The 19,995-nt window shown below is 64.4% G+C and carries 28 protein-coding genes; 5 read left to right on the top strand and 23 right to left on the bottom strand.

Features of this window, described 5'->3' with window-relative positions; genetic code table 11:
* The 11 genes from DA1_RS30700 to DA1_RS24225 all read right to left on the bottom strand — a co-directional run.
* A partial coding sequence (locus tag DA1_RS30700; RefSeq protein WP_155737665.1) for a midcut-by-XrtH protein occupies positions 1 to 677 on the bottom strand: 677 nt, incomplete at its 3' end.
* Between the two features lie 224 nt (positions 678 to 901).
* Positions 902 to 1,387: a hypothetical protein gene (locus tag DA1_RS24180; protein ID WP_034393285.1), complete on the bottom strand. Its 486-nt coding sequence runs from the start codon at positions 1,385 to 1,387 to the stop codon at positions 902 to 904.
* On the bottom strand, positions 1,384 to 1,962 hold the full coding sequence (locus tag DA1_RS24185; protein ID WP_034393283.1) for a glycoside hydrolase family protein: 579 nt from the start codon (positions 1,960 to 1,962) through the stop codon (positions 1,384 to 1,386). The genes DA1_RS24180 and DA1_RS24185 overlap by 4 nt, the downstream gene beginning before the upstream one ends.
* On the bottom strand, positions 1,959 to 2,285 hold the full coding sequence (locus tag DA1_RS24190; RefSeq protein WP_051940719.1) for a hypothetical protein: 327 nt from the start codon (positions 2,283 to 2,285) through the stop codon (positions 1,959 to 1,961). Before DA1_RS24190 ends, DA1_RS24185 begins: the two co-directional genes overlap by 4 nt.
* Positions 2,282 to 4,645 carry a portal protein gene (locus DA1_RS24195; protein WP_034393280.1) on the bottom strand — a complete coding sequence of 788 codons (2,364 nt, stop codon included), beginning with the start codon at positions 4,643 to 4,645 and terminating at the stop codon, positions 2,282 to 2,284. Before DA1_RS24195 ends, DA1_RS24190 begins: the two co-directional genes overlap by 4 nt.
* The gene (locus tag DA1_RS24200; protein WP_230590787.1) at positions 4,632 to 5,000 is read right to left on the bottom strand and encodes a hypothetical protein; all 369 of its coding nucleotides are present in this window, start codon (positions 4,998 to 5,000) and stop codon (positions 4,632 to 4,634) included. Before DA1_RS24200 ends, DA1_RS24195 begins: the two co-directional genes overlap by 14 nt.
* Before the next feature lie 84 nt (positions 5,001 to 5,084).
* Complete coding sequence (locus tag DA1_RS24205; protein WP_034393274.1) at positions 5,085 to 6,428, bottom strand: PBSX family phage terminase large subunit; 1,344 nt, start codon at positions 6,426 to 6,428, stop codon at positions 5,085 to 5,087.
* Positions 6,425 to 7,093, bottom strand: a complete 669-nt coding sequence (locus DA1_RS24210; protein ID WP_034398494.1) for a hypothetical protein — start codon at positions 7,091 to 7,093, stop codon at positions 6,425 to 6,427. Before DA1_RS24210 ends, DA1_RS24205 begins: the two co-directional genes overlap by 4 nt.
* Positions 7,094 to 7,210: 117 nt before the next feature.
* Entirely contained in the window at positions 7,211 to 8,263 is a 1,053-nt protein-coding gene (locus DA1_RS24215; RefSeq protein WP_230590786.1) for a glycosyltransferase, read from the bottom strand.
* Between the two features lie 1,102 nt (positions 8,264 to 9,365).
* Complete coding sequence (locus DA1_RS24220; RefSeq protein WP_034393271.1) at positions 9,366 to 10,064, bottom strand: IPTL-CTERM sorting domain-containing protein; 699 nt, start codon at positions 10,062 to 10,064, stop codon at positions 9,366 to 9,368.
* Between the two features lie 243 nt (positions 10,065 to 10,307).
* Positions 10,308 to 10,538: a hypothetical protein gene (locus DA1_RS24225; protein WP_230590785.1), complete on the bottom strand. Its 231-nt coding sequence runs from the start codon at positions 10,536 to 10,538 to the stop codon at positions 10,308 to 10,310.
* Positions 10,539 to 10,693: 155 nt separating this feature from the next.
* Between DA1_RS24225 and DA1_RS24230 the strand changes: the two genes are divergently transcribed.
* Positions 10,694 to 11,413 carry a Crp/Fnr family transcriptional regulator gene (locus tag DA1_RS24230; RefSeq protein ID WP_034393268.1) on the top strand — a complete coding sequence of 240 codons (720 nt, stop codon included), beginning with the start codon at positions 10,694 to 10,696 and terminating at the stop codon, positions 11,411 to 11,413.
* A 133-nt stretch (positions 11,414 to 11,546) separates the two neighbouring features.
* On the opposite strand, the gene DA1_RS24235 is transcribed toward DA1_RS24230, so the two are convergent.
* From DA1_RS24235 to DA1_RS30045, 11 genes are all read right to left on the bottom strand, one after another.
* Positions 11,547 to 11,867, bottom strand: coding sequence for a hypothetical protein (locus tag DA1_RS24235; protein ID WP_034393266.1), 321 nt, complete (start codon positions 11,865 to 11,867; stop codon positions 11,547 to 11,549).
* 83 nt (positions 11,868 to 11,950) lie between these two features.
* Positions 11,951 to 12,517 carry a nuclease domain-containing protein gene (locus DA1_RS24240; protein ID WP_034393264.1) on the bottom strand — a complete coding sequence of 189 codons (567 nt, stop codon included), beginning with the start codon at positions 12,515 to 12,517 and terminating at the stop codon, positions 11,951 to 11,953.
* Positions 12,517 to 12,930 carry a hypothetical protein gene (locus tag DA1_RS24245; protein WP_034393262.1) on the bottom strand — a complete coding sequence of 138 codons (414 nt, stop codon included), beginning with the start codon at positions 12,928 to 12,930 and terminating at the stop codon, positions 12,517 to 12,519. Before DA1_RS24245 ends, DA1_RS24240 begins: the two co-directional genes overlap by 1 nt.
* Positions 12,927 to 13,427 (bottom strand): recombination protein NinB, encoded by a 501-nt coding sequence (locus DA1_RS24250; protein WP_034393260.1) that lies wholly within the window; start codon positions 13,425 to 13,427, stop codon positions 12,927 to 12,929. Before DA1_RS24250 ends, DA1_RS24245 begins: the two co-directional genes overlap by 4 nt.
* On the bottom strand, positions 13,420 to 13,884 hold the full coding sequence (locus DA1_RS24255) for a RuvC family protein (protein WP_198488083.1): 465 nt from the start codon (positions 13,882 to 13,884) through the stop codon (positions 13,420 to 13,422). The genes DA1_RS24250 and DA1_RS24255 overlap by 8 nt, the downstream gene beginning before the upstream one ends.
* A gap of 7 nt (positions 13,885 to 13,891) precedes the next feature.
* On the bottom strand, positions 13,892 to 14,395 hold the full coding sequence (locus DA1_RS24260) for a hypothetical protein (protein ID WP_155294233.1): 504 nt from the start codon (positions 14,393 to 14,395) through the stop codon (positions 13,892 to 13,894).
* Between the two features lie 2 nt (positions 14,396 to 14,397).
* The gene (locus DA1_RS24265; RefSeq protein WP_034393256.1) at positions 14,398 to 14,598 is read right to left on the bottom strand and encodes a hypothetical protein; all 201 of its coding nucleotides are present in this window, start codon (positions 14,596 to 14,598) and stop codon (positions 14,398 to 14,400) included.
* Positions 14,595 to 15,134, bottom strand: coding sequence for a hypothetical protein (locus DA1_RS24270; RefSeq protein WP_034393255.1), 540 nt, complete (start codon positions 15,132 to 15,134; stop codon positions 14,595 to 14,597). Before DA1_RS24270 ends, DA1_RS24265 begins: the two co-directional genes overlap by 4 nt.
* Before the next feature lie 3 nt (positions 15,135 to 15,137).
* Positions 15,138 to 16,076, bottom strand: coding sequence for a DUF1376 domain-containing protein (locus tag DA1_RS24275; RefSeq protein ID WP_034393252.1), 939 nt, complete (start codon positions 16,074 to 16,076; stop codon positions 15,138 to 15,140).
* Positions 16,054 to 16,419 (bottom strand): hypothetical protein, encoded by a 366-nt coding sequence (locus DA1_RS30040; protein WP_230590784.1) that lies wholly within the window; start codon positions 16,417 to 16,419, stop codon positions 16,054 to 16,056. The genes DA1_RS24275 and DA1_RS30040 overlap by 23 nt, the downstream gene beginning before the upstream one ends.
* The gene (locus tag DA1_RS30045; protein WP_080736860.1) at positions 16,412 to 16,624 is read right to left on the bottom strand and encodes a Cro/CI family transcriptional regulator; all 213 of its coding nucleotides are present in this window, start codon (positions 16,622 to 16,624) and stop codon (positions 16,412 to 16,414) included. The genes DA1_RS30040 and DA1_RS30045 overlap by 8 nt, the downstream gene beginning before the upstream one ends.
* An 84-nt stretch (positions 16,625 to 16,708) precedes the next feature.
* Here DA1_RS30045 and DA1_RS30050 point away from each other — a divergent pair, with 84 nt between their 5' ends.
* Positions 16,709 to 17,173 carry a helix-turn-helix domain-containing protein gene (locus tag DA1_RS30050; protein WP_162269887.1) on the top strand — a complete coding sequence of 155 codons (465 nt, stop codon included), beginning with the start codon at positions 16,709 to 16,711 and terminating at the stop codon, positions 17,171 to 17,173.
* Here DA1_RS30050 and DA1_RS31570 read toward each other — a convergent pair.
* Positions 17,062 to 17,472, bottom strand: coding sequence for a helix-turn-helix transcriptional regulator (locus DA1_RS31570; RefSeq protein ID WP_062794169.1), 411 nt, complete (start codon positions 17,470 to 17,472; stop codon positions 17,062 to 17,064). The two genes, DA1_RS30050 and DA1_RS31570, sit on opposite strands and share 112 nt — an antisense overlap.
* A 1,751-nt stretch (positions 17,473 to 19,223) precedes the next feature.
* Here DA1_RS31570 and DA1_RS24295 point away from each other — a divergent pair.
* From DA1_RS24295 to DA1_RS31080, 3 genes are read left to right on the top strand one after another with little or no spacing between them, the layout of a single operon-like run.
* Positions 19,224 to 19,565 (top strand): hypothetical protein, encoded by a 342-nt coding sequence (locus tag DA1_RS24295; protein WP_034393244.1) that lies wholly within the window; start codon positions 19,224 to 19,226, stop codon positions 19,563 to 19,565.
* A 13-nt stretch (positions 19,566 to 19,578) separates the two neighbouring features.
* A complete protein-coding gene (locus tag DA1_RS24300; RefSeq protein WP_034393241.1) occupies positions 19,579 to 19,788 on the top strand; it encodes a hypothetical protein in 210 nt (69 codons plus the stop codon).
* Positions 19,785 to 19,943 carry a hypothetical protein gene (locus DA1_RS31080; protein WP_169807224.1) on the top strand — a complete coding sequence of 53 codons (159 nt, stop codon included), beginning with the start codon at positions 19,785 to 19,787 and terminating at the stop codon, positions 19,941 to 19,943. The genes DA1_RS24300 and DA1_RS31080 overlap by 4 nt, the downstream gene beginning before the upstream one ends.
* The last annotated feature ends 52 nt before the right edge of the window (positions 19,944 to 19,995 follow it).

Genomic DNA, 19,995 nt, shown 5'->3' on the forward strand with positions numbered 1-19,995 from the left:
GGTGTCGGGTTGACAGGTGTCGGGTTGACAGGCGTCGGACCCACAGGTGTCGGATTGACGGGTGCCGGATCTACAGGTGTCGGGCTGATAGGTCGCGGAGTGACAGGCTGCGGATCAGACTCTGCGCAGCTCAGATGAGCATTACATGTTCCTCCGCTCGGTATCAACATATTGGATTTACAGGCTCCAGGATCCGCACCCTCTACAACAATTTCAGTAATACGCACGGACTTGCCACTCGTGTTGCGAACCTCAACAAATGGCAGCGGTGTAGTGACATCAATCGGAGGCACAGAAATACTCAACACACCACCAGAATCGGAGGAAAGCTCTAACGCGCTGGACTTCGCCTGTACTGCCAGACCTCCCAGTCCCAGAGAGCCGAGAAGACAAAATGCCAGTAGCCCATAGAGCCCCCCTACCTGCTGCCGGCGCCAATAATACGTCCCTGCAATAGCCATCAGAACGACCAGTACACCGATACCGGTAGCGGACAAGGAGGGAATTGAGGAAACGTCTGCAGGCACTCCTAACGTAGCAGCCATCTGATACGTTATCGTGTTTTCGCACACGTCGTACCTTGATGCGGGCTCCGCCAACGCGGTTAGCGGAAGGACAACAAGTGTCAAGAGTCCCCTTTTTTTGGAAGGAGTAATGTTAATTTTCCGAAGAGACATAAAACGAATCCAATCCTATGAAGATAAGTTCACTGAAACCAACAAATTCATCGTGAAGCTCCTCACTAAAACAGTGAGGTCCTTCCCTCTGTTGTATTCATGCGGATGGACTCGTTGCACGCATATGAGAAGACATTCTCATCATGAAGCAAAACTATCGAAAATGACAAATCCAAGAAAATTTAACAATGTTGTCTCCAGGCCGCGTGGGTCTCATCGCCAAATCAGCGGGATAGCGTCCAGCTTGATGGCCACGCACCGTGAATCAATCGAACATCATCTGCGTGCCCTGCAGCCGTCGCTGCCATGTCTCCATACGCTGCGCGGCAGTCGTCGTATACGGCGTTGACGGCAGTGGCGTACTCAAGGACGGCAGCGGGGGGAGCGTCGGCAAGTCGGCGGGCTGCATCTGCGGATTGCTCGCGCAGGCCGTCAGAGACAGCGCGCAGCTGGTCAAGATCACGGCGCAGCAGCACCTCGCGGGTTCGGGCAGCATTCAGCGCCTCCTGGTATTTGGTGTTGATGGCCTTCTCGGCCTGGCGCACGCGGGCGTCGGCCGCGCGCTGGGCTGTGCTGACAGCCAGCTTTTCGCCCACAGCTGCAGCGCGGGCCTCGGCCAGGTCGGCGCCCAGGCGCGCGCCCTGGTAGCTCCAGGCCAAGAACGCGGCCAGGCCGGCGGCGGCCAGATGGGTGATGGCGCGCACGCTCATTGCTGCACACTCATGCACGCCGCGTGCCGCGCCTGCTGGCGGGTCCAGACACCACGGCAAACCTTGTTGCCCGGCGCCGAGCAGTCGAAGCGCCACCGGGTGGGCTGACCGCCCACGCCCCACTGGTAGGCAGCGTAGCCCTGCAGGGGCTGAGTGCTGGTCATGAAGCGATAGGCCAGGTAGGCCTGGCAGGCGCCGGCATAGTCGCCGGCTCGCGTGCGCGACAGCATCGAGGAGCCGCGCCAGGCGCCGCAGCCGTACTGGCCCGCGAAGTCCACGGCCTGGGCGAACTCGGCCGGGTGCACCAGCGTGTCGCCCAGCGAGGCCCTCACGCAGGCGCCGTACTCCTGGTCCAGCAGGTTGGCAGCCAGGTCGCGCGCCCGTTCGCGTGTGATGGGCGGATCTGCCATGGTCACGCGCGTGCCGTCTTCATAGCGCGTGGCGCCATGGCCGATTGTTGGCACGTCGCCGCGCACCGGGATGATGGGGCCGGAACTGAAGCCCTCGGCAAGCATCCAGCCGGCCAGGATGGCCGCACCCACGCGCAGGCCTGCAGCAGGCACACGGCCGGTCATTGCTCGTCTCCTTCGCGGCCACCCGCCATACGTACGATGCGCGCGCGGTCCGTCTGGTGCTCCTGGTCCATGCGGTAGTCGCGGCGCCACTTCCAGGCAAGATGCGCCACCTGTAGGGCGATGAGGATCAGCGTGGCCACGATCACCCAAGCATTGCCCGTGAGTCCCAACAACGTGGCCTCCGTCTGCTGGGTGGCGACGGCGCCCGCGCTGGCGCCCACGGCAGGCGCGGACTTCACGCCGGCCAGAATCAGGTCGTTCTTGTGCTCGGCGGTCAGGCCGTTGGCCAGGCCGAGCACTTCCTTGAGGGTGTCGATATTCATTGTTCGGCGGCCGGCTGGCTGTCGGTGGTTGGGGAAGGAAAGCGGTTCAGTTGGGCGCCCACGGCGTCGAGCCGTTCGCGGCTGGCGGCCTGGATCTGGGCCACGCGCTCGCGCGAATCGGCCTCGATGTGGGCCACCTGCAGACGCACGTCCTGGTCGCCTTTGATCTGCAGCGTCTTGTTGGCCAAGTCGGCCTGAGCCTTGGCCAGCTTGCGGCGCGTCTCCTCTAGCTCCAGGTCTGCGTCGCGGCGCACCGTGGCTGCCACGCCTTCCATTTGCTGGGCCAGTGCCTGGTTGCCGCCGGCGGCGCGCAGCTGCTCGGCCTCGGCTTCCAGCTTCTCGGCGCGGGCATTGATCTCCCGGACCTTGGCCTGCTGCTCGGCCAGCGCCTGGCGCGCGCTCTCCTGCTGCATCTGCAGGGCCTCGGCCTGGGCCTGCATTTGCTGCTGCATCTGCTGCTGTTCCTCGGGCGTGAGCGGCTTGTTGGGATCGCGCTCACCGGTCAGCTTGCGCATCTCGTCCGCCATCTGCTCATGGTTCGGCAGGTCGGAGTAGTCCATGGCCAGGGTCATCAGGCGCATGGCCGTGCTGGGCTCCATGCGGCCCGCCAGCTGCGTCATGGCATCGAACATCACCTGCCGCAGCGTGCCGGCATAGTCCTGCTCGGACACGATGAAGTCGGCCATGCTGGACGTGATGTCGTTCAGGTAGCGCACGCTGCCGTCTGGCTGGACCTCGGGCTGGTTGACCTTCACCCAGTCCAGTTGCCCCTTGTGGCCCGTCAGGCGGATCACCTTCTCGTCCGTGTACCACTGCTCGACCAGGCTCAGTTGCTTCTCGCCCTGGATCTGGACGGACAGGCGCAGGTTGTCGAAGGGCTGCGTGGTCACGACCGAGCCCTGCAGCTGGCGGGCCTCGATGGCCTTGCCGCTGGTGGCATTGGTTCGCCGGCCCAGGTTCTCGTCGCTGATGCCCGCGGACTTCTGGATGGCCTGGCCGTCCAGCGTCATCATCTGCACTTGGCCAGCGGCCATCTCGCTATCTCGGTGGACCTCGAACTTCTTGCCGGCCCTGTAGATCACCACGCCGTCCGGCTGATTGACCTCATCGCGCGCTTCGTTGATGTCATCGAAGGCGCCCTTCTCCGCGAAGATCTGGTTCGTGGACAGCAGGAACAGCGCCTTGCTGGCCCGCTTGTTCAGGTCCATCTGCAGATCGCGCACGCGGCGCACCACGCCATAGGGCATGCGGTCGCGGCCGCGGCGGTAGCACCAGATCGGTGTCAGGCTGAAACTGTTGTGCCGCATGGGCATGGGCCCCAGGGCCAGCAGGTGGCCCTCGGTGAAGACCGCGACGTGCATGCGCATGGCCACGCGGTCCACGATGGAGCCGCCAGCACGGCCAATGGCGTCCAGCAGCACCTGGTCCCAAGCCTCCACGAAGGCGCCCTTGAACGGCCCATCCGTCACGACCTTGACGGACACGGGCATGCGGAACTGACACTCGATCAGGCGCACGCGGCTGCGGGCCTCGCTGTCGATGTTGCCCCGGCCGCCCGTGATGTAGCTGCCGCTGGTGCCGCTGGTGTGGCGCTCGCTGGTGTAGCCCTGGTGATAGAACTCGTCCTCGGCCCACTGCTGTGCGCTGAACTCCTGCTCACGCAGCACCGCGCGCTCCAGCACGTCGCGCCGGCCCGGGTACATAGTGATGGCCACGTCCTCGTCCACCCAGCGCGTGCGGAAGATGTAGCGCGCGTCGCTCAGGTCGTTTTCCATGGCCATCGAGTCCCAGAGCACGCTGCGCCAGTCCTCGTATTTGGAATAGATCACGTCCTTGGTGGGGTCGTTGCACACGCCGTCGTCCAGCCAGCCCACGCCCACCTTGATGGCGTCCTCGAAAGCGCGCGAGCGGTTGAAGGTGGTCCGGTTCACGTCGCTGACGTACTTGAGCACCTTGGTCTTCACGTCGGCCAGTTGCACATCGTCCTCGGTGCGTGGCAGCACGCTCCAGTCCACGCGCGCGCGCCGTTCGGTGCCGATCAGCCAGTCGCACATCACGGCCACCTCGTTGAACACCAGAGGCACCTGACCGCGCCCCTCCAGCGTGGCCGCGTCGGCCGGGTCCCACTGGTCGCCGTCGTAGTAGTCGGCGTCGATGGACATCTGCAGGCGGTTCTCGGCCTGGATCTCGCGCTCGCGGTAGTACCAGCTCAGGAGCTTGCGCAGGGTCTTGCGGGCCTCGGGCTGGTCCAGCGGGTGCGGCGGCGTCTCCTCGTCGGCGTCGAACTCCAGCGGCACGTCGTTCAGGATGCGCTCGCCCACGCCCGCGCGACGGTTGAAGCGGGCCTCAAGCTGGGACATATTCGGCCCCCGCGTCCGGGATGGTCAGGGCCTCGGCCGCGATCTCCCGGCCTTCGGACTTGACCACCAGGCTGCCGAACTCGCGGCCCGGGCGCTGCCACGCGGGCTCGCTGGGCATGCTCACCAGGTCGGGCAGGCCCTCGTTGACGATGGTGGCCACGCGCACCCAGTTGGGCCGGTTGGGCTCGATGCCCAGCACCTCGCAGGCCTTGACGCAGGCCTTGGCCAGGTAGGCCGGGTCATCGTAGAGATAGGCGGCGCTCTCCATCACCACGTACCAGGGTGATTTCGGGCGGTAGGCCGGGATCAGGACCAGCGCGCGTTCGGCGTTGATCCAGGTGTAGACGGCCAGCAAGTCCCCATGCTGGCGGTGAAGGTGCGCTTTGCGCAGGTCGATACATGCAGGCATGCCCGCGAAAGTGGCAGGCTTGGTACGGGATCAACGCGCCATGCCGCCTCCGCGCGGCTTCCTGGGCTTCGCACCTTGGGTGTCGTTGTCCATCAGCGGCAGGGCCATGTTGATGTAGCGCCACACGTCGGCGCCGTGGCTGGCCTCGTCGTGCAGCGGTGCCCCGGGCTCGTTCGTGCGCGGGTCGATCTGACGCCGGTACCGGCTCAGGCACTCCAGCAGCGCGGCGCAGCGCTTCCCATCGATATAAGCGGTGGCGAAGATGCCGCGCGCCAGGCGGATGCCCGACTCCAGGCCCGCGCGCTCCAGCACCTCCACCTCGCGGCCCATGTCCTCCAGGATCTGCTGGGCCGTCTGCCCGGTCTTGAAGTCGCCGTGGGCACCGTCGTGCGGCAGGAAGTCCGTGCCCCAGCGGTACGGCAGCTTCTCCATCTGCTCCACGTACCACTCCAGCGTCTTCTGGTTGTCCTGCATGAAGTTGATGACGCGGAAATCCATGGCTGTGCGCTGCACGAATGCGATGGCCATGTTGTCGGCCCAGCCCAGGTCCCAGACCGTGTGCACGGGAAGCTTTGGGTTGTAGGGCACCAGGCACACGCGGTCGTCGTTGTACAGGCGCTCCACCTCCTTCGCGTAGATCGCGCCGGCCAGCGTGCGCTTGGGGCGGCCCTCCCAGACGTTCCAGTAGGTATCCGGGTCGCGCTTGAAGTGCCGGCGGCGCTCTTTCTCCAGCACCTCGGGGAACCAGGGGTTGTCCCGCCAGTTGATTTCGCACAACCAGGTGTCGCTGTCGGCGGCCTCGATGAACCGCGCATAGGTGGCGTCGGTGGCCAGGTCCGGATTGAGCGTGAGCCAGATTTCCGAGCCGGGCCGGCGGATGGTCGGCACCAACACCTCCCAGCTGCGCGCGCTGACGCTCTGGGCCTCTTCCACCCATACGATGTCAATGGCCTCATAGGACTTGATCGAGTCCACCGTGTGGCTCTGCAGGCCCGCGAACAGGATCAGCGTGCCGTTGGCCCCGCGAATCTCCGTGTCCAGCACCTCGTAGAAGCCACCCAGGCCCAGGGCCGCGATCTGGTCGGACAGCAGGCGGTGCACCGAGTCCCGCATGGACTTCTGGATCTCGCGCGCGCACAGGATGCGCAATGGCCGGTTGCTGCCCATCACCAGCAGGGCCATGGCCACAGACCAGGACTTGGCGCCGCCGCGCCCGCCGTACATGACCTTGAAGCGCTTCGGCTGGAACAGGCCGCGCAGCTTCGAGGGGAACTCGACCCGGACGCGCGAGCGGTCTACCTCGTAGTCCTCGGCAAAGTCCGGCTCCTCATCGGCAAGGCGCGCGGCCTGCAGGCTGGCGGACAGCAGGTTCATGCGCCCTCCCCGTCCCGTGGATCGTGCTCACGCGCGGGCGCGTCCACGAAGTGCAGCTCGAAGTGGCCCACGTTGCCGCCACCGTTCGGCCCCTTGCCTGCGTCCTTGTCGTTCATGCCGAAGGCCTGGCGCTCCATGTCCACCACGATGCGCAGGCTCTCGGCCAGCACCTTCATGGTCTTGGAGCGCTCCGGCAGGCTGATGACCTTCTGGTAGAGGTCGTTCAGCTTGTCCATGCCGTTGTCGTCGGGCGAGCGCAGCATCTCACCCAGCTCCTGCAGGTAGGCCACCGTGTCCGCGTCAGCCATTTGCTCCAGCTCGTCCAGCAGCGCGTTGGTGATCTTGCGTGCCCGCTGGATGTCCCGCCTGTGCGCCAGCCTGATGGTGGCCACAGCCTGCGCATTCGCGTCCACTACCTCACGTTCGGACGCAGTACGCTCCGCGCGTACCTCGCTGCGTACCGCCTCCTTGCGTACCAGCTGCTCAGCCTTCTCCTGGATGCGCTCCGACAGGTCTCGGCTCCAGTCGTCACGCTTCGCGCGCTTGCGGATCGCTCCCTCGCTGATGCCCTGCTCTGCTGCGATCTGCCGAAGGCTCTTGATGCCCGCCCTGTAGTCCAGCTCGATGCGCTCCCACTGCGGGCTCTGCTTCTGTTCCTTGCTCATGCTGCCGAAGCTGGCAGGCTTGGAACGATGCAAACGAGAAGAAAAGGCTTATGTTCAGAGCAAACGAATGAGCATCAAAAGCATTGAGAGCGCCGCGCAAGACTCATTCCCGGTCTTCTACAGTTCGTAGAACGGGCGGTTGGCCTCAATGCGCGCCTGCTCGCTGACTGGGTAGCGGCGCTCGGCCAGCAACTGCTGCAGCGCGGCGCGGCCCAGGTCGCGCAGCGGGGTGTAGAAGGCGCTGACGGCCAGTTCGTCCAGCGCGCGCCAGTCATAGACCTGGGAATCGATGAACAGGATGTCTTCGGCCGGACGCGGCAGTGCGGCGGCCTGGCGTGCGAAGAGGCAGGCCAGGGCGAACTCGGAGCGTTCGCGGTGGTAGCGCGCCAGTTCGCACAAAGGCTCGGCCCGTTGCGGGCGCGCCGCATAGGCCGTGAGATAGGCCTCGCGCACGGCAGCGGGTTCGGCGCCGGATCGCTCCAGCAGCACGCCAATCTGGAACAGCGCAAACCACTGCTCCTCGGCCCAGCCGCCCATGGCGGCGCGCTGCCGGTACCAGTGCAGGCTGGGCTCGATCTGGCCCGCATCGCGGTGGCTTTGCGCCAGATAGAACACGTTGCGCGTGTTGCCGGGCTGCTCGCGCACGGCCTTTTCGAGCACGGCGATGTCGCGCAGATAGGTCTGCGGGTCCCGGGCCCGAGCGCCGTCGTGCGAGACATCGATGAAGGGGCCCTCCAGCATCTGCCAAGGCTGGTGCGCCGGAGCTGTCAGGTATTCGTGCAGCACGCCTTCCCAGCGCCAGTCCACGTGCGTGGCGATCAGGGCGTTGCGCTGGTATTCGGTGCCCGCCATGTGGCAGGACAGCATGCAGCCGTCCGCCTCCAGTGCAGGCCAGGCAAAGCCATCGGGCACGCGCAGTTGCTCATCGGCATCGATGAACAGCAGGTAGTCGCCGTGCGGGCGTGCCAGCTGCAGCGCCTCGTTGCGGTTGTGGGCGAAGTCCAACCAGAGCCGCTCATGCAGGCTGCCGGGCACGCCCTCCATGCACTCGCGCACCAGGGCCTGCGTGCCGTCGCTGGAGCCCGTGTCCACGATGACCCAGTGGTCCACCCAGGGCTTGACCGAGGCCAGGCAGCGTGCGATCACCGGGGCCTCGTTCTTGACAATCATGTTCAGGCAGATGCGAGGCCGAACGTTCAACATGACCATAGCGCAGACACGAGACTCATTGGCAGGAGCACGACACCATCACCGCGATGCCAGACCAGCTAACTCGAGCATCACTATTGACACATAGCCGACGCTTCGACTGCCAAGTCCTGGAATACCGAGTATTGGCAAGTCCACTTATCCGAAGCAGACCAATACCCTCCCTCGAAGTAGCTTCCCCCTCGTCCCGCCGTGACGCGGCATCCTCCGCTGACAACCGTCTTGCCGGCTGAGCAGGTTGCAGTCACTTCGACAGCGGCGTTCGGGAAGGCCGACAACGTCCAAGATCCGGTGTTGGTCACTTTGGTCAACGTCACCGTACCGGTCCCAGATGGACCTTGCACACCTTGGGGTCCATCGGCGCCGGTCGGTCCTGTCGCCCCGGTTGCCCCGGTGTTACCTGCCGGACCCTGCGGTCCCTGCAGACCCGTGGAGCCCGCCGTACCGGCCGTGCCCGTCGCCCCTGTTGCTCCCGTCGGGCCTGTGGCGCCAGTAGAACCCGTCGCGCCAATGCCAGTGGCTCCCGTGGCCCCGGTCATGCCCGTAGAACCTGTAGCACCTGTGGGCCCTGTCACACCCGTGGCGCCCTGGACGCCAATTGCGCCTTGAACCCCTGTCGCACCCGTCGCACCCGTTGCGCCCGTCGGTCCTGTAGGACCCGTTGCACCTGTTGCACCCGTGCCATTGGCTCCCGTCACACCGGTAACCCCCGTAGCCCCCGTGGCGCCAGTCGCACCTGCGGGCCCGGTGGCACCCGTAGCGCCCGTGGCTCCGGCGCCCACACCCGCCGCACAGTGGACCAGTTGACCAGTAGCACCGGCTACACACAGCAACTGGGAGCCTGTGGCTGTATCGGCCGGAAGTGCCGGCACCAATACCTCACCAGTGCGCTGAACCCGCAGGCGCTCAGCGCCCACAGAGTTCTTGATCACGAAATCGCCGTTCGCAGGCAGCGTGATGGAGACATCAGCCGCAAAGGCGGTAGGCGCATGCAGTCCGGCGCACGCGAGCACGGCCAGCAGCAGAGCGGGAGCGGGGCGATGATTTTGATTCATAGGTTTGTTCAGGAGCGGGTCGAATTGCGCTGACGATGCAGGGCCATGCCGCCGAGCAGTAGGCTCATCAACATCAGGCCATAGGTGTTGAGCGTGGGAATGCTGGCGGGCGATGTCACTACGGGAGCACCGATCTGCACGTTGCCGGGAACGGCACTGCCGCTGGGGTTGGATACCGTGGCTCCGGGGCCCAGAGTGACTACGGCCGTGCCGGGGCCCGACGAGGTCAGCACCACCGGCTTGCCGGGGGCGCCCAGCGTCAGCGTGCCCAGCACCGTGAGATTGGTGCCGGCGGGAAGCACGATGGTCGGGGGCGTCGGGCCGGTGCTGATCAGCGTCAGGTCCTTGACGACGATGTTGCCGCTGAGCGTCAGGGTCGTACCGGGTGCGCAGGTGTCTGAAAGCACCACGCTGCTGGTGCTCAGGTTCAGTGCCGATGCGCTGGTCAGGTCGCCGCCGACGTTGAGCACGCCGCCCGTGCCCGTCACCGAGGAGCCCGCATCGAAGCTCAAGGAGCCCGAGTCGAATGAGCCCGTACCCAGGGCCAGTTCCCCTCCCATCGAGACGGGGACGCAAAACGAAGTGAACGAGCCGCCGGCCAGATCGATGCTGGAGCCTGGAGGAAAAACGATCTGCCCCCACGCCGAGCCGCACAGCGCGGTGCCCAGGGCCAACGACGCAGCCCAACGTTTTCCAAAACCTGCCATGTGTATCCGCCCCTAAGTACAGGCGTTGCACGCCCAATGTAATTTGTGATTCCAGGCACACCCAAGCGGACAAGCTCGGCTTGCCGAAGCCGGCCAAATGATGAGTTAGAAAGTAATTCTCATGTAATAAAAATTAACAATTGATTAAGAAGTCTCACATCAAAAAAACTATCAATCATTGAAATTTCATGAACCTCTCAATCGCACAACCGCCCAAAGAAGGCGCGAACCAGAGAAAGCAACTCACGAGCGCCTTTGCTCGTGATGCTGGCTGCTTTCCTTGACGTCATTGAACCTGTAACGCAGTATCGGCTTGCGCTCCGGCAGCTCGGTGAGCCGGCTTTCCACCTGGCCCTCGCGCACGAGGTACTGCAGCGCCCAATCGAGCTCCCCCTTGCTGCGGCCCAAGGTCAGGATCAGTTCGGAATGGAAGAACCAGCGCCCAGGGGCCTGGCGTAGAAACTGCAGCAGCACGTCAGTGCCACTGCCCGGGCGGATGACTCCCGCAGGGCCGGTATGTGCGGTACCGCACAGCGCCGCTGGGCACGGCCCGTAAGATGAAATGGCGTCATTCCTATTGTCTTCACACTCTCTTGAAGAGGCGGGATGACTGCCCTGGGGTTTCCTTTATGTCCACTACCGCCGCATCCACGGGCAATTATTTGCTCGCCTCCTTGTCGCCTGGGCCATGGCAGCGGTGGGAGCCTGCGCTGGAGCCCGTGGAGCTCGCGCTAGGCCAAGTGCTTTATGAAGCAGACCGGGTCATGAGCCACGTGTACTTTCCCACGACCGCGATCGTCTCACTACTGTACGTGATGGAGAACGGTGCGTCGGCAGAGATCGCGGTGGTGGGCAACGAAGGGATTGTGGGCGTTTCCCTCTTCATAGGCGGAGGGTCCACTACCAGCAGGGCGGTCGTGCAAAGTGCCGGCAGGGCCTACCGGTTGAACGTGGGCGCCATGCATGCAGAGTTCGAGCGCGGCAGTCCCGTGCTTCACCCGCTGCTGCGCTACACGCAGGCGTTGATCACCCAGATGGCCCAGACTGCCGTCTGCAACTGCCACCATTCACTTGACCAGCAACTCTGCCGCTGGCTGCTGCTGAGCCTGGATAGGCTTCAGGGCGCGGACCTGGTTATGACGCAGGAGCTCATATCCAACATGCTGGGCGTGCGCCCCGATGGCGTGACCGAGGCCGCGCTGAAGCTTCAGCGCGCCGAGATCATCCACTATTCGCGTGGCCGCATCAGTGTGCTGGACCGTACGGGCCTGGAGCAGCGCTCCTGCGAGTGCTATGCGGTGGTGAGAAAAGAGTACGACCGCTTGCTGCCGGAAATCACGGCTTGCTAGGACGTGTCATCGCGATTTCCTCTATCGGGATTACAAAGCGGTTGTGTGCTGACAGTCTTAGACAGTGCAGTCGCCGCGTTACTGAGTTGGCAAATCACTAGGGATATTCTGGAATCCGGGGGCTATCTCACCATCACCGTTGTCTTGAAATTCCTGGAGTCTCCTGCATCATGTAGCGCAGCACCGGCTTACGCGCCGGCAGCTCCGTGAGCCGGCTCTGCACCAGGCCCTCGCGCACCAGATAGCCCAGCGCCCAATCGATTTCCCCCTTGCTGCGCCCCAGGGCAAGAATCAGCTCGGCGTGAAAGAACCACCGTCCCGGGGCCTGGCGTAGAAACCGCAACAGTACGTCAGTGCCACTCCCCGGGCGTATGACGCCTTGAGGACGCGGGTTGTTGCGGCGCGTGCCCTCCTCCTCCTGCCGGCCCTCCAGTTGACCAGCCATCCAGTCCATACAGTTCAATCGGGGCCACCTTCTTGTTTTCGTTCGTCGTCGCGGTTCATCTTCGCGGCCTTGGTTTCCAAGATGGTCCTCTTTCAAAAATCCAGAATCGGCGTGGCGTTCAGCAGGCCCAGCGCCCACAGCACAGCGGCGCGGTCGCGGGCATCGGTGTTGGGAGCGCCGGCCAGCGCACGCCATTCCAGGACCTGGCGCAGGTGCGCGGCCATGAACGCGGCTTCCTTGCGCGCGGCCGGCGCAGGCCCCTGGTCCAGCCAGGTATGGCACGCGGCGCAGCCCCAGGCGCTGTAGTGGTCGTCGGCCTTCCTGCGCTCCCCCTTCCCGTGGATGGACAAATTGCTGTGGCAGCAGACGACCGTGGTGCTGTCGTTTGTGCAGATCCCGGGGACCAGCAACAGGCACTGCTGACCCTTGGCCAGCGCACGCAGGCGCGGGTTGCGCCGGGGCACGGTCTTCGGCGCGGGCACGACCTGGTGCTGGTCGATGAGGGCCACTGTGGCGGCGCGCGGCCGGGCTTCCGCCATGGCGCGGGCGGCGCGGGCCTCCAGGCGCTGCTCGCGCGCCAGCTCGTGGGCGCCCTGGGACGCAGGAGCGGCCCGCCGGCGAAACCCTGCCCCGCCGGACTTGATGGCAGTGCGGCGCATCAGGACTGCAGCTCCATGAACAGGCCCAGCTGGTGGCCGCCCTGCTCCACCAGCCCACGGCGGGCCAGCGCACCGGCACGCCAGCGGGCGCGCATGGCCTCGGCCTGGAGTCCGGTGATTTCGGTCCTGCGGTCGCCGCTGTCGTGGCCTGGGCAGTAGTCGATGCTCTCTGCCCAAGAGCCATGGCCGCGCATCCGGAAGAACATCGTCCCAGCGCTGTGGACACAGGCCTGGCACAACGGCGCATCGCAGGTATGGACTGCGCGGTACCGGATGGGGATCGCGTGCGACGGCGCCGCCAAAAGGTGCGGCGCCTTCTTCTCCAGCTCGCCCCGCTTGCGCTCCCAGCCCAGCCAGGTATCGCACAGCAATTCGGCCTTGCCGCCACAGAACAGGCATTTGCGCGCGGTCATGGGCACACCCCGCCAATCACCTCGCCCGTGTCCGGGTGGGTCTGCTCGCGCTCCCACTCCTCAAACGTGGCCGGGAACTCGACCTTCAAGTCATCGATGGCGTGCGCCATCACGCGGTCGATCAGGTCGCCGTACTCGCGCACGCACAGGCTCTCCGTGCTGATGCGCTCCTGCGTGGTGGTCGTGGCGCCGCTGATCGGGTCATGGTGCGTCACCGCGCGGCTGCCAAGGTACTCGGCGCGGAAGTGTTCCTTCCAAGTGGCCTTTGAATGCCGGCGGCCGTCGATGACCACCTGGCGCGCGATCTCTGCCAGCACGAAGTCGTGATAGAAGGTCCGCTGCCGGTCGGTCTTGGCGTCCTCGTGCAGACGCACGAACACCTCCAGCCGGCGGCCAGCCTCCCACTGCTGCATGCACCAGGGCGCCACGCGCTGCAGGAAGTTGGCCCGGGCCTGCTCAGGGCCATCCCAGCGGGCGTGCAGGGCAATTTCAGCCATGGCGGCCTCCTCGAAGATCCGCAGCGCGACGGAATGGCCAGGCCACCATGGCCGCATCGCGGCTGTGCTCGTTGCTCGGGCCCGTCCAGCCCGTGATCGCGGCGAAGCGCTTCGCATCCAGCTTGCTGCCCTTCCCTGCCGGGCTGATGCCGTGGGCGGGGATGCCAAGGTCTGCACAGTGCGCCGTGATGTCCGCACAGCGCGCGTCCACCTGCCCCACGTTGCGCGCCATCTTGGCGCTGGCGGCGCCGGTCTTGCCGCGCGTCCAGGTGTGCGACTGCAGCCTGCTGTCCTCGAAGACCACGCGCGACGGCATGTGCGCGGCCAGCGTGCGCTCGATGTGGTGCGGGGGGATCGTCAGTAGCTCAACCAGCTGGCCATCCACGTAGACGGCCACGCCCGTGTTTGCGCCAGGGTCCATGCCCAGCACCACAGTGCCTTGTTGCTCTGTTGCCATGGAACCCTCAGACGACGATGAAATCATGGGTGTCGCGGCCGTAGCCGTTCACCAGCAACTCGCGCAGGCGGCGCTCGGTCGCCCGATGCGCGCGGATGTAGGTTCGGGCCGGGGTCTGCTGCAGCATCTGCGCATAGGCCTCGCCGAACTCCTGCAGGTGCTCCAGCTGCTCGGGGCGCAGCTGCATGCGCTCATCGCTGCCGTGCTGGCGGCCCAGCGTCACCACAGCGGCCACGCCGTCGCGGAACAGGTTGCCCGGGTCATCGAACACACGCATGTCCAGCAGCGTTTCAGCCAGGTTCGCCGCGTCGGCCAGCACGCGCCAGTGCTCCACGTCGGCGGCACCAGCGGCCACGGCCTGCACAGCAGCTGCGCACGCGGCGGTGATGGGTGCCAGCTTGCGCTGGTGCAGCGGGCGCACCTCGCTGGCGGAAAGCTCCTCGGCCACGCTGTAGCCGTAGCTCATCTGCAGGTAGGCGCGGGTAGCGGTGGGTTGCAAATTCGGTTGCATGGTCATTTCGTGGAAAGGGCCAGGTGGTACACGCCGAAGCGGTCAGGCTCGGGGCTTTGAGGGCGGACGTGGCCAGCGCGGAATGCGGCTTCGGCCTCGACCTGGTTTACGGAGATCTCCCGGCCGCGCTGGACCGCATAGAAGCGGAACCCGGGCCGGTAGCGCAGCACGGCGCCTGTCTTGAGCAGCTGCAGCAAAGTCATCGCGGCCAGCCCTCCATGCCCAGGGCCTGCATAGCGGCGCGGATGGCGGTGCGCGTCAGCGTCTGGTCACCGGCCTGCACGCGCGCCACGATGCGGCGGGACCAGTCCTTGCCATCGCCCTGCGGCTCGATCTGGACATGCACAGGCGCTGCGTTGGGTGCAGGCAGGGCCAGCCAACCATGCTCCTCGGCGTGCGTCTTGCGGGGCGTGGCGGCCCTGCACATGGCCTCGAACTGCGGCAGATGTGGCGGGTAGTCCGGGTGCTCTGCCGTGAGGCGCGCCACAGCGGACTCGATCACGTCGGGCGTGTACTTGGCCAGCGTCGTGCGCCAGACGCGCATCGCAGCGCGCACGCCCAGGTCGCGGCCTTGGTCGTCCAACACGCCCGTGGCGAACTTGCTCAGGAACAACGACCCGTAGCAGCCCTGCATCACGAGGAACAGGTTCTTCACGGCCGGGTTCGCGGCGGCCTGGTCCGCAGGCTCTCGCGCACCATCGCGCAGCGCTGCCGGTGCCAGCGCAGAAATTTTTTGCATTGCTCAGTCCCCCACGATGGCCGCATAGGCGGCGCTGTGCTTGTTGTTGCCCCGGGTGGCGCGCTCGCCCTTCTCCCGCATGCAAGTCGCCTTCAGGTATTCCACGGGGTCCACCGGCCGCGCCACGACCGCAGCACGCACGGCATCGACCACGATCTGGTCGCCGTAGTCCTTGACCAGCTTTCCCACGAACGAGCCGCACTGAGCCGGCGGCAGGCCTGCCTGAGCCAGCAGCGACTTGCCCGCACGCCACAGCTCGTCCTTCGTCATCTCGCCCGGCGGCTTGGCGGCGACGCCGCCCGTAGCGTTAGCTACGGAATAAAGAGTTCCCTCTCCCTCTCCTTCTCCCTCTCTGTTCCCTCTAAGAGCGTTTTCCGCTGGAACTTGGCCGGAAGTCGCACCGTTTTCCGGGCGATTTCCGGCGGAAATCGCTTGGGGCTCCGGTGGAATTCCGTGGGGGTAGGCGCCGGAATTCCACTGCTCCGGCGTTGGAATTCCGAACAGGGGCTTGCCGGATTTCTCCCGCGCCTTGTTCTCTTTCCGCAGGCGGTCCAGGAACTTTCCGTAGGCGTGCCGCCGCTTCGCCGCGCCCGCAGCCACGGCCTTCTCCGCGATCACGGGGTGGTACAGACGGCCATCGCTGCACTTCACGAAGCCAGACAGTGCTTCGGCTCGCACCTTCTTCCATTCGCGCACGCTGATCGGCATGCGGCCGTAGCCGGCCAGGTTGGCCAGCTCCACGTCGTCATCGGGCAGCGAGGCAGCGGGAATCTGGTGCCAGGCCGCGCACCACAGCAGCACCCCAGCGCGGAACGCATCACCGTTGGGCGTCGATGCAAAACGCGAGTCGCGCAGGCGCCGAACATCCAGCTCCATGTACGGGAAGTCGCTCAAGTCGCAGTCCGCGGGCACAAGTGGGTCAGGAAGCTGTTGCTCGGGCATTCCCCACCTCTTCCTCGGCCGCAGGCAGACCAAAGGTCTCCGGCGGGGCTCCAAGCGCTTCCACCAGCAGCGGATTGCCCCGCAGTTGGCGCACGATCAGACTTGCCTCATGCAACGCTTCTTTCGCATGCTCTTCCAGCAGCGCTTCGATATAGGTCGGGCGCTCCATGCCCTTGGCCCGGGCCAGCGCGTCGAGAACGCGCAGGGTGTTGGCGTCGCACTGTTGACGCAGCTCCATGGTGTCGGAGCAGCTGGTGCGACCGGCGCCGCGGGCGAAAGCAACTATCCGTTGCGATGCACGGCGAAGCACTGACTGCGGTGAGCTGGAACGGACTTCAAGCATTGAGTCCTGCTCCTTCCACAGCGTTGCGCAAGGCCGGCCGATCAGCAAGCAGCCGCCCTTCGGTAGCCAACTGAATTTGGTACTGGCGACCGTCAGGTATGTGGCCTTGCTCGACCCATCCCGAGATCGAGGATTGCGCACATCCCAGAGCACGGGCGGCAAGCGCCTGGGTCTTGAAGTAGGTGATGAGTTCGGAGGGTGTCATGCCACCGATTATTCGGTATTCCGATAAATCGGTCAACGAAAAAACATCGATTTTCCGAATTTTTAAGGATGGATGATTGTTCTTATGACGCCCCCTCCAGACTTCGCTACCTTCGGCGACCGCCTACAGTGGTGGATGGCACATCGTGGCTACAAACAGAAGGAACTCGCGGAGTTGGCTGGGATGGGCCAGCCCGCCCTAAACGAATTGTTGAAAGGGAAAACCAAGGAGCCGCGCGCGTCGCACTTCCTTGGTTTGTGTCATGCCCTTGCACTTCGTCCTGAGTACCTACTAGACGGCGAGGGCCCTCCAGAAGTCACTAACTTTGCGCAGCTCACCGGCTTGGAAGCCCAGCTTGTGATGCTCTTTCGCGGCCTCCCTGACGATGCAAAGCGCGACGCAATGCTCATCGACCTGAATCATGAGTTCAACAGTTATCAGGCCGCCAAATCTCCTCCCGCACCATCTGTTCGGCTCACAGCAGCAGCTGGACCGCGCTCGCCAGCGGTGAAGAAGCCAGCCAAAAAGCTCGTAGACCAGGGCCTTTGATCAGCGGAAACGGCACTTGGCTTGCGGATGCGCTTGGCTTCGATCTTCCGCACCATCAGAGCCCTGATGCCGCTTTTCGCAAAACTATCGCCGAACAGCAGCTCGTGAGCACAGACACAAAATAGCTCCGACAGCTCTGCAAGTTGGATTGCGGAAGGCGAAGCTATCCCTCTTTCCCAAGCCGACACCGCTTGCCTCGTCCCACCGAGGGAACTGGCCACATAGTCCTGGCTCATCCCTAGCGCCACGCGCGCACTCTTGATCCGGGCACCCAACCCCTGCATCCGCTCCGACTTCATTCAGTTTTCCGTACTGTGTTTTTTAACAGTATGGCAGACAGTTACATCCCTGTCACCCGCAATCGTGGTTTGCGCAATCCTAGATTGCGGAGCGCAACGCACAGTTGCGCAACCCAGGGTTGCGTCTCTTCGGAGCACCGAACATTTCCCCAGGATGGCCATCCATGATCGCGGAAGAATTCTAAAAATAATTCGGAATTCCGATTGACAAGCAAATTCGGTGTTCCGATAATTCATCCCGTCAGCAGCAATCTCGCTGCCGGCGGGCTCCACGGCATTGGCCGGGCTTGCCCCGGTCTTTCAAAAATTGCAGCCGACGTTTGCCTCACCTGCGAGGCATTCCGGCACACGCACCAGTGGGCATGGGCCACTGCTCTGCTCTGGCAGTCCTGCCAGGCCCAGTCGGCCAAGCGCCGTAGACGGGCAATGAGGTGAGGCAAACAGGGTTGCCAAGAACAGAAAAGCCCTGCGCGCAAGCGCTGACAGCCCGGAAAGCACGGGCGACAAACCCCAACTTTGCGAGCAGAGTTGAGGTTTGCCAAGCTGCGAAAAAGAGTAATCCAGCGGCCCCCGGGCCATGGCTTCCATGGCATAACGGTAGTGCCCTCTCGATATGTGTTGCATACTGCAACAAGGGGCATCTTTGCCGCTTGGCCCCTAGTCTCGGAAGCTAAACTGCTTCTGGGCCACTCTCTTTCCCTAGCGACCCATCCCCCTGCTCCGTCTGGCATCCCTGCCACTTTCGGGCAGGTTTGTAGAAAGAGATACAGTGGTCGTAGCACAGCTCATCCTCAATCCAGCCGAATCGTCGGCGGTCTACTGCGCCATGCGCGCAACGCACTCGGTAGTTGGCCGAGTCGATCTCACGTTGGACAGAGGAACGATATGTACGAGGGTGTTTGAGTACCCCAACGGCAGAATCCGCGTGTGGCGCTCAGAGGGCGACAGAAGCGACTGCGAAAACTACGCGGGCCATCTGGACTACGCGGCTGCCTATGGGCTAGATCCCACCTTCCCCTTCCAGGTACTGCCGCTTTTTCCTCCGCAGCCCAGCGTTACGCACGAACACAGCGAAGTGCTTGAGTGCAGCCGTTCTTAGAAGGCGTGCAGCTCCGCGCTCGCGAGCTTTTTCATTGCGGACCATCAGGCTCAGGACGCCGCCAACAAAGCGTGGAGACTGGCTCACGGTACTTGATCCAAGTCATGTAAGCCAAAAAGGCAGTCTTAGAATGAAGGGCCATCCAAGAAGAGCGCCCTCTGTGACCAAGGAACTAAATGAATTGAAGGGACAGGTTCTCGCGTTGTCTCTGACGCTGAATGCTGTCATCTCGGCCCTGCCGCGCACGAGCGCTGCGCATGCGGCCGTTGGCTTGCAGATCCAACGCGAAGCTCTACAGGTCCCAGATGGGGTCTCGCTCGAGGAGGCTCACTCACTCGACGCGACCTTGGATGAGTACATCAAAAAACTGACAGCGGCTGCGAAGTCTTCCCCAAACTAGAGCACGCCGCAGAGCTCCGTATTTTTGTTCAGGCCCGCAGCTTCACAAGTTGCGGGCCTTTTCTTTTGGTCGCCTCTGCAGCCGACTTTGAGCGTGCACCCATCACGCAAGCGCCTTCCCATGAGGGCGTTGCCGCGATGGAGCCGGAGCCATCCGGCAATCTCAACCTTTGGAGTGGGTTCTGACCTGGCTCCATCGACCCACCCACAAGGGCCTGCACACGCAGGCCCTTTTTCATTTCCGGAGGCCCACATGAATGCACGACTCCCCTCTATCTGCTGGGCCTCAGTGGCCGCGGCAGAGAACGCGGCGCGCTACGACCGCGCCGAGGCAGAAGACGCCGAACTCGACGCCTATGTCCGCGACTACTACGGCCCGCCATTCGCGGCCGAGTTCGTGCAGGAAGCCCTGCAGGCCGCGCAGTACGAGCTGGCCCAGCAGATCGCCACCGCCAGCGAGCGCATGGGCCAGAGCCTGAACCCCGAACACCCGCAGCTGGCCGTCATGGGCAACTCCATGGACGAGTGGCTGCGGGCCTATGCCCGCCAACGTGCCCGCGAAGACATCGCAGACCTTCAACGAAACCGCCACTGATCGAGGAGCCACCATGCACCAACGTGACGAAATTCCGGACCCGCCGCCGCTGGCATGGCTGATTGCCGTGCTGCTGGGCATCAGCCTGCTGTGCCTGCAGGCAACGCTGGACGATGAGCCCGGCAAGGCGCCGCCTGCCACCGTCAGCGCCCTGGCATGCCCCGGAATGCACGCCGAATGGGTGAGCGAGAGCGTAGTGGAATGCCACCGCGAAAAGCCATGAAGCTGTCCGAACTCACCGACGCCGAGAAGGTGCCGCTGCTGATGGAGTGGCTTGAGGAAACCGCACAGAAGCTGGACAGGGCCTGGCCCGCTGGCGGCGCCCGCTACCTGGCATTCGTCAGGGAAATGCGCGGCGATCCGGAAGACCCGGAATGAACGCCCCACCCACCAAGCGCCACGCCGGCGCCGACCATCGCCCGCTGCTGCG

The organism is Delftia acidovorans NBRC 14950 (assembly GCF_001598795.1).
Classification (GTDB): domain Bacteria; phylum Pseudomonadota; class Gammaproteobacteria; order Burkholderiales; family Burkholderiaceae_C; genus Comamonas; species Comamonas acidovorans.